This window comes from Streptococcus sp. 3874 (assembly GCF_013276425.1).
Classification (GTDB): domain Bacteria; phylum Bacillota; class Bacilli; order Lactobacillales; family Streptococcaceae; genus Streptococcus; species Streptococcus pseudopneumoniae.
Genome location: NZ_VMLA01000048.1, coordinates 21110 through 31450, shown reverse-complemented (window position 1 = coordinate 31450; position 10341 = coordinate 21110). Strand labels below are relative to the sequence as shown.

General features: G+C 37.2%; 11 protein-coding genes. 6 read left to right on the top strand and 5 right to left on the bottom strand.

Going from position 1 to position 10341, the window contains the following annotated elements; genetic code table 11:
• Nucleotides 1-93: 93 nt before the first annotated feature.
• Genes HT703_RS11700 through sdaAB form a run of 4 tightly spaced genes read right to left on the bottom strand, consistent with a single transcriptional unit; the run spans nucleotide 94 to nucleotide 2505 of the window.
• Complete coding sequence (locus HT703_RS11700; RefSeq protein WP_240150157.1) at nucleotides 94-249, bottom strand: hypothetical protein; 156 nt, start codon at nucleotides 247-249, stop codon at nucleotides 94-96.
• Between the two features lie 49 nt (nucleotides 250-298).
• Nucleotides 299-931 (bottom strand): HAD family hydrolase, encoded by a 633-nt coding sequence (locus HT703_RS05475; RefSeq protein ID WP_000200890.1) that lies wholly within the window; start codon nucleotides 929-931, stop codon nucleotides 299-301.
• Nucleotides 932-952: 21 nt separating this feature from the next.
• Nucleotides 953-1825: an L-serine ammonia-lyase, iron-sulfur-dependent, subunit alpha gene (sdaAA, locus tag HT703_RS05470; protein ID WP_016398971.1), complete on the bottom strand. Its 873-nt coding sequence runs from the start codon at nucleotides 1823-1825 to the stop codon at nucleotides 953-955.
• Between the two features lie 8 nt (nucleotides 1826-1833).
• Nucleotides 1834-2505, bottom strand: coding sequence for an L-serine ammonia-lyase, iron-sulfur-dependent subunit beta (gene sdaAB, locus HT703_RS05465; RefSeq protein WP_000838912.1), 672 nt, complete (start codon nucleotides 2503-2505; stop codon nucleotides 1834-1836).
• Nucleotides 2506-2746: 241 nt separating this feature from the next.
• On the opposite strand from sdaAB, the gene HT703_RS05460 reads away from it, so the two are divergent.
• Nucleotides 2747-3370, top strand: coding sequence for a LysM peptidoglycan-binding domain-containing protein (locus HT703_RS05460; protein ID WP_054393072.1), 624 nt, complete (start codon nucleotides 2747-2749; stop codon nucleotides 3368-3370).
• Between the two features lie 51 nt (nucleotides 3371-3421).
• Here HT703_RS05460 and HT703_RS05455 read toward each other — a convergent pair whose 3' ends face one another.
• Nucleotides 3422-4285, bottom strand: a complete 864-nt coding sequence (locus tag HT703_RS05455) for a helix-turn-helix transcriptional regulator (RefSeq protein ID WP_138699720.1) — start codon at nucleotides 4283-4285, stop codon at nucleotides 3422-3424.
• A 180-nt stretch (nucleotides 4286-4465) separates the two neighbouring features.
• Between HT703_RS05455 and HT703_RS05450 the strand changes: the two genes are divergently transcribed.
• The 5 genes from HT703_RS05450 to HT703_RS05430 all read left to right on the top strand — a co-directional run bounded on the left by HT703_RS05450 (nucleotide 4466) and on the right by HT703_RS05430 (nucleotide 10178).
• Nucleotides 4466-5311, top strand: coding sequence for an ABC transporter ATP-binding protein (locus tag HT703_RS05450; RefSeq protein WP_023935502.1), 846 nt, complete (start codon nucleotides 4466-4468; stop codon nucleotides 5309-5311).
• A gap of 15 nt (nucleotides 5312-5326) precedes the next feature.
• Nucleotides 5327-6055, top strand: a complete 729-nt coding sequence (locus HT703_RS05445; RefSeq protein WP_023935504.1) for an ABC transporter permease — start codon at nucleotides 5327-5329, stop codon at nucleotides 6053-6055.
• Nucleotides 6056-6558: 503 nt separating this feature from the next.
• Nucleotides 6559-7146, top strand: coding sequence for a hypothetical protein (locus HT703_RS05440; RefSeq protein WP_023935506.1), 588 nt, complete (start codon nucleotides 6559-6561; stop codon nucleotides 7144-7146).
• A 285-nt stretch (nucleotides 7147-7431) separates the two neighbouring features.
• Nucleotides 7432-9540 carry a bacteriocin-associated integral membrane family protein gene (locus HT703_RS05435; protein WP_172929963.1) on the top strand — a complete coding sequence of 703 codons (2109 nt, stop codon included), beginning with the start codon at nucleotides 7432-7434 and terminating at the stop codon, nucleotides 9538-9540.
• On the top strand, nucleotides 9537-10178 hold the full coding sequence (locus HT703_RS05430) for an ABC transporter ATP-binding protein (protein WP_023935510.1): 642 nt from the start codon (nucleotides 9537-9539) through the stop codon (nucleotides 10176-10178). Before HT703_RS05435 ends, HT703_RS05430 begins: the two co-directional genes overlap by 4 nt.
• Nucleotides 10179-10341 lie beyond the last annotated feature (163 nt).

The window sequence follows — 10341 nt, the reverse complement described above, 5'->3', positions numbered from 1 at the left end:
ATGCTTCAAAAAACCTGGTAGAAAGTCTTTAACATCAGAAAACGCATAATATCAAGTGTTTAAAACCCTTGATATTATGCGTTTTGCTTTATCCTAGGAAGATTTATACTCTTCAAAAATCTCTTCAATCCGCATTAACATCGCCTTGCCGTAGGTATGGTTACTGACTTCGTCAGTTTCATCTACAACCTCAAAACAGTGTTTTGAGCAGCCCGCAGCTAGTTTCCTAGTTTGCTCTTTGATTTTCATTGAGTATTACTTCATTTTCTTCTGAAATAGAGTTGTCGCCCAGTCTATGCTATTGAAAATACGCCAAAACTTCTAAGGGTTTGTGAGCGATATAATCAGGTTGATAGTTTAGTAGATCTGCTTGCTCTCCAAATCCCCAAGTGACGGCCAATTTCTGAATACCTGTTTCTCGAGCTCCCAGCATATCAAACTTGGTATCTCCGATGATGATGGCTTGTTCTGGTGCTAGTTGATGTGTCTGTAAGGCTTGGTGAATGACATCTGCCTTATGGGGTGCTTCAGGGCTAGAACCATAAATACCATCAAAGAAATGATGGATTTCCAAGTTTTTGGCCATGTCTTGAGCAGTAGATGTATTCTTTGTCGTGGTGATGTAGAGTGGATAACTGCTCGATAACTCCTCAAGCAAGTCTATAATCTGAGGAAAGAGTTGAGCTTCATAGATGCCTTTTGCCTTATAGTAAGAACGATATATCTGCATGGCTTCAGAAATTTGGTCTTTGGACAGGCAGGTCGCAAAACTACTTTCGAGAGGTGGTCCCATAAAACCACGAATAGTTTTGGCATCAGGGCTAGGCACCCCCAGCTCTTTAAAGGTATAGGTAAAGGCATTGTGAATCCCGATAGAACTATCAACGAGGGTTCCATCCAAATCGAAAAAAATCGCTGTGATAGAGGTCATGGTTTCTCCTATTTGATAAGCTTATTCTCCGAAAATCTCTTTTTGGAGGCGACGACCAGTAGGGGTGGTAGCGAGTCCACCTTCAGCTGTTTCACGAAAGGCAGTTGGCATGCTTGCTCCTACTTGGTACATGGCATCGATCACTTCATCCACAGGGATTTTAGATTCGATACCTGCCAAGGCCATGTCTGCTGCGATGAAAGCAAAGCTAGCTCCCATGGCATTACGTTTGACACAGGGAACTTCGACCAAACCTGCAACAGGGTCACAGATGAGGCCTAGCATATTTTTAATGACAAAGGCAATAGCTTGACTGGCCTGATAAGGTGTTCCACCTGCAGCCAGAGTCAAGGCGGCAGCACTCATAGCAGAGGCTGAACCAACTTCAGCTTGACACCCACCCTCAGCACCTGAGATGGAGGCATTGTTTGCGATGACTAGTCCAAAGGCACCAGCAGCAAAGAGGAAATCCAATTGTTGCTCGTGGCTGAGGTCTAATTTTTCAATAGCAGCAGTGAGAACGGATGGCAGACAGCCAGCACTTCCAGCGGTTGGAGTGGCACAGACCAAGCCCATTTTGGCATTGTGTTCATTGACTGCGATGGCATTTCGGGCAGCCGAGAGAATCGTATAATCTGACAGAGTTTTTCCGTTTTTGATGTAGTGATCCAATTTGGCAGCATCTCCACCTGTCAGGCCACTACGAGATTTATTTTCATTGAGGCCAAGTTGGACAGAGGCTTTCATAACTTCCAGATTGCGTTCCATGAGAAGGAAGACTTCTTCACGTTCGCGACCGGTCAATTCAAACTCTGTTGTAATCATGAGTTCTGCGACATTTCCTTGAAAGTCCAGATCTGCTTGCTCGACCAATTCTTTGATAGAATAAAACATGCTTCCTCCTATTTAAAGAAATTGACATTGTGGAGATGAGGGATTTTTCGAATTTCTTCGATAGCCTCATCACAGTTGCGACTGTCAACTTCGATAATCATAATGGCTTTTTCACCAGCTTTTTCACGAGTGACATTCATCTGGGCGATATTGATACCATAGCGGGAAAGCGCCTCTGTTACAAGAGCAATCATGCCTGGAATATCTTGATGAACGATGATGATAGTCGGTGTATTCATATTGAGAGAGACGGCAAAACCATTGAGTTCGGTTACCTGAATATTTCCTCCACCGATAGAAATACCAGTTACGCTGATGGTCTTGTGAGCATTTTTGACGGTAATTTTAGTGGTGTTTGGATGAGGAGCATTGCTGTCTTTCTGAATGGTCCAGACAATCTTGATACCACGCTTGTGGGCAATCTCCAGACTGTTTGGAATTTCAGGATCATCTGTATCCATGCCTAAAATACCTGCAACAAGGGCTAGGTCTGTTCCGTGACCACGATAGGTCTTGGCAAATGAGTTAAAAAGTTGGAATTCAACTTCTGTCGGAGTATCATCAAAAATGGAAGAGACAATCTTCCCAATACGAACAGCACCAGCGGTATGGCTACTAGATGGGCCAATCATAACTGGTCCGATGATATCAAAGACAGATTGAAAACGAAGTGATTTCATCAGTTTCCCCTTATAAAAATTCTTATCTCTATTATATCAAAGAATGAGGGTCTTGACTTTAATTGTGGATGAAAACCTTTCTAATACCTCAAATAGCATAAAAATAGTATCTTTTATGACAAAAAACACCTTATCTAGGGAAATAAAAAATAATTTTGTAATATTTCTACATAAAAGTGTCAAGAAACGGTAATATTTAAAGGGTATGATAGAACTATAGAAAGAAGGAGAATTTTCGAATATGAAATCAATAACTAAAAAGATTAGAGCAACTCTTGCAGGAGTAGCTGCCTTGTTTGCAGTATTTGCTCCATCATTTGTATCTGCTCAAGAATCATCAACTTACACTGTTAAAGAAGGTGATACACTTTCAGAAATCGCTGAAACTCACAACACAACTGTTGAGAAATTAGCAGAAAACAACCACATTGAAAACATTCATTTGATTTATGTTGGTCAAGAGTTGGTTATTGATGGCCCTGTAGCGCCTGCTTCAACACCAGCGCCAACGACTTATGCAGCTCCAGCAGCTCAAGATGAGGCTGTTTCAGCTACAGTGACAGAAACTACAGAAGTAGCAGAAGAAACTCCAGTAGTAAGTGAAACAGTAGCAGAAGAAACAGTTGCTTCAACTGTCAGCGGATCTGAAGCAGAAGCTAAAGAATGGATCGCTCAAAAAGAATCAGGCGGTAGCTACACAGCTACAAATGGACGTTACATCGGACGTTACCAATTGACAGATTCATACTTGAACGGTGATTACTCAGCTGAAAACCAAGAACGTGTAGCAGATGCCTATGTTGCAGGACGTTACGGTTCATGGACTGCTGCTAAAAACTTCTGGCTTAACAATGGCTGGTATTAAGAACTAACGAACAGAATAATATGAAAAGGTCGAGGAAATCCCTCGACTTTTTTATATTTCCTTCGGTTGAGAATAGATCTCTACTTCTTTTTTGAGGTAGGACAGCATAGAAGTTTCATCGATCAGCTCCAGAAGTGAGAAACCTTTTTGGATAAGTTTCGCATCATCCCTACAAATCCCGATACGGACATAGGCGATAGCCAAGCTATCATATTTTTTCTTTTTCTTGGCATCCTCTAGTAAAGTATCGCAGATTTGTTGGCATATGTTTTTATCTTGATTGTATAGATAGAGTGTGGAAAGGTTGAGTAGGATTGTCATTCGCAAGTCATATAAATGTTGATAGTTTTTATAGATTTCCAAGCGTTGCAAGATTTTTCCAGTGATGAGATGGAGGTGTTCAATGGGAAAACTGAAAAGAATGGTATTGAGGATTTTCAGGTCACTCTCATACCATGTATCTTGTTTTTCAATTTTTTCCCAAAGTTTTGTGATAGTCTGTTTTACTTGGTCTGACAGTTGCTCTGTACCATGTTGACGGATATGAATGACAATTTCCAGCATATCCCTTATTTCTTCTATAGGCAGGTCGTAGTGGGTTTTGAGATAGTCTTGGCATGTTTCAAAAAAATGAACTAGACTACTACTACCAATTATAGAAGTCATATTGAGATAAGTTTGCATGATTTCTGTTCGTTGGCTCGGTTGATAGAGATGGCAGATGTAGTCAAACTCTTCAAAACTCATATTGATTTGACGGAGAAGAAATTCCATATTTTCATATTTTGGAGTTGCCTTGCCACTTTCAATCTTTGATAGGCTAGTTCTTGAGAGGACATTCCCACAGACCTCTTCTTGGGTTAAGCCTTTTGACTCACGTATTTCTTTATAGACCTTTCCGAAATCATAACGCATGATTTTCTCCTTTTCGTGAAAAAAGTTAACAAATAATAAAATCCAATTAAAAATATTGTATCATAGTAACAGGAATAGTAAAAAAGAAAACTAAAATAATGTGTGAAAAAAGTTAACTAATTTTAAAACAGAGTAAAGAAGAGGTATACTGTAGATACAAAATACAGGGAGGAATAAAAAATGGAAGTTATAAATGTAAGTAAGCATTATGGTCATTCAATCATTCTCAAAGATATAAATTTTGCACTTAACAAGGGTGAAATTGTTGGTCTAGTAGGGAGAAATGGAGTTGGTAAGAGTACGTTGATGAAAATTCTTGTTCAGAATAATCAACCGACTTCAGGGAATATTATAAGTAGTGATAATGTTGGGTATTTAATCGAAGAACCAAAATTATTTTTATCTAAAACAGGTTTAGAGAATTTAAAATATTTGTCAAAATTATATGGTATTGACTACAATCAAGAAAGATTTGGAAGTTTGATCCAAGAGTTAGATTTGACTCAGTCTATTAATAAAAAAGTAAAGACCTATTCTTTGGGTACAAAACAAAAATTAGCTTTGCTTCTAACTCTTGTTACGGAACCTGATATATTGATTTTAGATGAGCCGACTAATGGTTTAGATATTGAATCGTCACAAATAGTTTTAGCGGTTCTAAAAAAATTAGCTTTACATGAAAATGTGGGAATTTTAATATCGAGTCATAAATTAGAAGACATTGAAGAAATTTGTGAGAGAGTTCTTTTCTTGGAGAACGGACTTTTGACATTCCAAAAAGTAGGAAAAGATAGTCACAATTACTTGTTTGAGATAACTTTTTCATCAGTTACAGATAAAGACATTTTCATTACCAAACAAGAATTTGGGGATATTGTTCAGGAAGAAGGACTGAGAATTACGATGTCTGGGAATATTCAAAGTAGTGAGCTTTTTAAATTTTTTAACGAAAACTCTATTAAAGTAGTTGATTTTGAAACTAAAAAAGAGACGCTTAAAGATATTTATCTAAATCGTTCAAAATAAAGGAAGGTTATAATCATGAAATTAAATAAATTGAATTTTCTTAAGGAAAATATAAGGGATTTATATTCATCAGGCGTAATATATCTCGGTTTGATTATCTCGTTTATACCGCCGATATTGGTTACATTCTTTATTCTAAGGACTCAAGGGACATCACTTGGTATTAAGCATATTTCAAATTTTTATGCTATGCTCGGTATGTTAATGGCTGTTATACATGCTAACCGAATTATTAGCAGGGATTTTTCCCACAATACGATCAGTTTATTTTATAATCAACAGAAAAATCGGATGATTTACGTCTTGTCCAATTTTCTATATGCCATCTCAGTTTCCATTATCTATGCTTTGAATGGTATTGTGTTACTAGTCATCGTAAGTAAATTGGGTGTTCCAGGTGATTTAGGATTAGATTTTATTGTAGCCATTGTAGTCAATACAATTTTGTTAGTCCTATTTTATTTTCTATTATCTTACATTTTCTATTTATATAAATTGAAAAGTGGCTTGGTATTTGGTATTTTAGTAGCTTTACTACTCTTTGTCCCTAATATATTAAATACGATTATGATGAATACTAGTAATGATTTGTTTATCAAAGCGATTGAACTTCTTCCTTTTTATTCCTTACCTGTATTTGTTGCTTCAAATACGATGTCTATTAGTCAGTATCTTGTGGTAATCACTACAATCATTTTATTGTATTTTTTCACTCTCAAGAAAAGCAAGGAGTATTCATTTTAGTTTCGTTTAGTATTATTTTGCAGACTTAAAATCCAGCAAAAAATAAAAAGATGTTGCGCTGACTAAAGAAAATTAAAATGTATAACAGAGGTAAACAGGTAATTGTAGGGGAATTAAGCCTTCTATTGATGAGCATGAATTTTCTTATAACATTATCCAACAAACTGACCTATGAAACTTCAAAAATTCAAAAACCACACGGTATTCCTTTCAACTTGATTGTATTCAAGACTGAAACTACTTGAAAATATTTAATATTTTTCTTTAATTGCTTGACAGGTTATATATGTTGATTTATAATATAGGTAAAGTAGGGATTGTGTAAGCGTTAACAAATACAGTGCCCTTAACTTTGTATTCAGCAAAGAATTATGATGCAGCTAGAAAAGAAAGAATTCTAGCTTGATACAATATTACCAGTCTTATTTAAAGTTGTTATGGAACTATTTTCAAAATAAATAGGCCTCTGTTTTGGGCGGAGTAGTGAATCAGGAGGTTAAGTGATGAACTACAATGTAAAATATCTCTTATCAGGAATATTTATTATAGTCTTTATAGGTTTTCTAGTCTGGATGCGTTATTTTAATCAGAAGAAGGAAGAAGCGCATTCGGATGTGTCTTTTGAAGCGAGGTTAGATAGTGAGGTCAAGGCCTTATATAAACAACTAGGATTGGGTGAGGAGCCTCAGTATTTCTTAGCGTATCGCTACCTACATCCTTGGTTTAATTTGGCGATTTTACCACCAACAGTTGAAATTTTCTTAACTAAAATAGCGCTGGTGATGGTGACTCCAGATGAACTACTGATAAGAAATCTTGGGAATGGGATGACTTTCACAAGTGAGCACCATCGTGATTTGCGACAAGGACTTATCCGCATTCCAAAATCAGAGATGAAAGAATTTGAGATTCGTAACTGGAAAAGAGCTTTTGTATTTGGCGATTTTTTGACAATTAAAACAAGCCAACATAGCTATTATTTACAGGTTAGAGATGATGGACTTCAAAAGGGAAGTCTTTCAACCAAACATTTCTCAGACTTGAAACGACAAGGTTTTCTAGGATTATTGACAGATAAAAGAACATTCTGATTGACAATTGCCCTAGTTGTTTATTGTAAACTTTGCAAATAAGCTGTGAATACTAGAATCCATTCAGAAAGGCAATTCCTATGAAAAATAAAATTTTAATCATTGTTTATATTTTAGCCTCGCTAATCATCAGTTTTATAATCTTTTCACTTTTGCATATTGATTTTAAATGGTGGACAACTCTGGCTATAAGTGCAGGATTTATTTACACCTACTTAAAATTTAGTAAAAAATGAAAAGTACCTGCACCTATCTCGCTTTCGTCTCTTCACGGGAGGTATCTCTATGAAAAAAATCAGTCATCTTTGTATGCTCCTGCTCTTGCTGTGTACTACATTTTTTGTCCTGAATGCAAATGTTACACGTGAAATAGTGCGGATTCAGGAGATGGGCAAGACAACCTATTCATTTGACTTGTACTTGAAAGATGTCACTAAACCGACAGAAACGATTCTCCAATTTTTTGAAGAGGTTGCAAATCAAGACAAGGTCTCTATTATCAAAGTAGATAATGGCGATGAAGCCGTCAAGGCTGGTGTTTTTAATAAGGAAACCTTCCCCTATCAGGAGTTCGGTCTGACTTCTCTTGATTTTTCAAAGAATGAGAAGGGGGTCTACAGCAACCAGGATCTTCCCAATAATCTAGGAACCATTCCCACCTTTTTAAAGGTGAAACTCATTCGACTCCAGACCTTCCAATCCTATATTGAGGATAAATCCCATACTGTAAATGGGCGCTACATGATTACCTCCAGCAAAGAGATAGATCGCGATACCATTCTACAAAAGTGGAGTGATTTTTTCCAGATAGATAAGACGATTTTATTAGAACCCACTTACCGAAGTCAGGTTGGAGTGCTAAATCAAGAGTTGTTACTATCTATCATTATCTTTATCTTGGCAATCTTGCTTGTGATTTTAATGACAGTTTATCAGCCGATGATGGAGATGAAACGAGTGGGGGTTCAAAAGTTACTTGGTTTCCAAAGTAGAGCGATTTTAGCTGGTTTTGTAAAGACTAATTTTTATCTTCTCTTGGGTGGAAGTCTTATCATTGACTTGGGACTATTTTTAGTGCTGGACTACAGACCAAAACTTCTGTTCCCAAGTTTACTCTTATCCCAATTTCTGCTTTTACAGTTGTATTTGTTCATCAGTTGGCTGACCTACCTGATGATTCAGAAAATGACAGTCAGCTCCATGTTGAAAGGTTTTTCATCTGTCAAACTTGGTCTCATCTTCAATTATGTGATGAAAATAGGGACAACTATTTTACTGACGGCCTTACTGATTGGGGTAGGTAGAAGTCTAGAACAAGAAAACAAAGAACTTGCTTATCAGCAACAGTGGGTAAGCCAAGGCAATTACCTGACCTTAGAAACCTTCAAACTCAATGATAATCTGTGGCAAGAAGAGCTAGCAGGGTCAGGGAAATCTACAGATTATTTCTACCAATTTTATCAAGACTTGCTAGCAAAAACACAAGTAAACTATGTGCGAAGTACGAGTCTTCCTATCAAACCAGTCATCAAAGCAGAACAAGTGCAGCACTACCAACTGCCTGATAAGGTAGATGTTTACTATGCAAACCGTCAATTTTTAGAGAGTAAGGGCTTCAAGTTACCAGATACCGGCACTAAAAAGGTGATTTTGTTGCCAATCAGTGACAAAGGACAAGAAGGCAAGAATCAGTTCTTGGGGAAATCCATCGCCTATCTTTCTATGAGGTATGAAGATCAGCAAAAGAAAACAATAGAAGATATGGATGTAGAAATTGCCTACTATGAAGGAGATTGGTCTTTCTTCCCTTATAATAATGAACGAAAGGAAAATCTCCATAATCCAATCATTAGTCTGGTAAATGATCAAGACATGATGTGGGAAGAAAAGACTCACTTGTCAACGACAGGTTTAAACAATCCGATGAAAGTTGAAAATACAGAACAAAATCAAAAAGTGATTACAGAGTTAGTCGATAACTTATCAGATGGGACTTATTTAAAATTTTCATCGATTCAAGCAATTCAAGAGGGTATGGTTGATACCTATCGGGATTCTGTTCGTAATTTTAACGTTCTGTTTGCCTTATTTGCTCTTCTCAGTATGATTGTCTCCTACTTTTTACTCGTTACCACTTTCTTGTTGAAGCGCAGGGATATCATTACCAAGAAGTTTATGGGGTGGAAACTGGTCGATCGTTACCGTCCTCTCCTCGTTCTGCTCTTGCTGGGCTATAGTCTCCCTCTTCTAGTATTGATTTTCTTTGCCCATGCGCTCTTACCACTCCTGCTGTTTGCAGGCTTTACATGTTTGGATATACTATTTGTGCTAGTCTTGGCTTCTAGGATGGAGAAAAGAAGTCTAGTAGAGTTATTGAAAGGGGGCATCTTATGATTGAGTTGAAAAATATTACCAAAACCATTGGGGGAAAAGTGATTTTGGATAACTTGTCTCTCAGGATTGATCAGGGAGATTTGGTAGCCATTGTTGGCAAGAGTGGTAGTGGTAAGTCAACCTTGTTAAATTTATTAGGTTTGATAGATGGTGATTATAGCGGACGGTATGAGATTTTTGGTCAGACAAATCTAGCGGTCAATTCTGCCAAGTCACAAACAATAATCCGTGAACATATCTCTTATCTATTTCAAAATTTTGCCCTGATTGATGATGAAACGGTCGAGTACAATCTCATGCTGGCGCTGAAATATGTGAAATTGTCTAAGAAAGACAAACTCAAAAAGGTGGAAGAGATTTTAGAGAGAGTAGGTTTGTCAGCTACTTTGCACCAAAAGGTCTCCGAGTTGTCTGGTGGCGAACAACAACGAATTGCAGTTGCTAGAGCCATCTTAAAACCCAGCCAGCTGATTTTAGCCGATGAACCAACAGGTTCTCTGGACCCTGAAAATAGAGATTTGGTCTTGAAGTTTCTCCTAGAGATGAATCGAGAGGGGAAAACAGTCATTATTGTGACCCACGATGCTTATGTAGCCCAACAATGTCATCGCGTCATTGAATTGGGCAAGGGGGAATGAGTTCGTTCTGCTTATTTTGACTGAGTGAATACTCATATTTCCCAGAGAGAAATAGCATAAATACGCCTAGAAATGATATTTTTATGTAGTATTTCTAGGTTTTTTTGTTTCAAATTGAAAATTTTTCCAATTTAGGCTTGACAAAGGATGAAGATAAGTGTAT

Coding starts and splice junctions, on each gene's coding strand:
- HT703_RS11700 (WP_240150157.1), bottom strand. CDS start 249: ATGAAAATCAAAGAGCAAACTAGGAAACTAGCTGCGGGCTGCTCAAAA.
- sdaAA (WP_016398971.1), bottom strand. CDS start 1,825: ATGTTTTATTCTATCAAAGAATTGGTCGAGCAAGCAGATCTGGACTTT.
- HT703_RS05450 (WP_023935502.1), top strand. CDS start 4,466: ATGGAAGTTATAAATGTAAGTAAGCATTATGGTCATTCAATCATTCTC.
- sdaAB (WP_000838912.1), bottom strand. CDS start 2,505: ATGAAATCACTTCGTTTTCAATCTGTCTTTGATATCATCGGACCAGTT.
- HT703_RS05455 (WP_138699720.1), bottom strand. CDS start 4,285: ATGCGTTATGATTTCGGAAAGGTCTATAAAGAAATACGTGAGTCAAAA.
- HT703_RS05475 (WP_000200890.1), bottom strand. CDS start 931: ATGACCTCTATCACAGCGATTTTTTTCGATTTGGATGGAACCCTCGTT.
- HT703_RS05430 (WP_023935510.1), top strand. CDS start 9,537: ATGATTGAGTTGAAAAATATTACCAAAACCATTGGGGGAAAAGTGATT.
- HT703_RS05435 (WP_172929963.1), top strand. CDS start 7,432: ATGAAAAAAATCAGTCATCTTTGTATGCTCCTGCTCTTGCTGTGTACT.
- HT703_RS05445 (WP_023935504.1), top strand. CDS start 5,327: ATGAAATTAAATAAATTGAATTTTCTTAAGGAAAATATAAGGGATTTA.
- HT703_RS05460 (WP_054393072.1), top strand. CDS start 2,747: ATGAAATCAATAACTAAAAAGATTAGAGCAACTCTTGCAGGAGTAGCT.
- HT703_RS05440 (WP_023935506.1), top strand. CDS start 6,559: ATGAACTACAATGTAAAATATCTCTTATCAGGAATATTTATTATAGTC.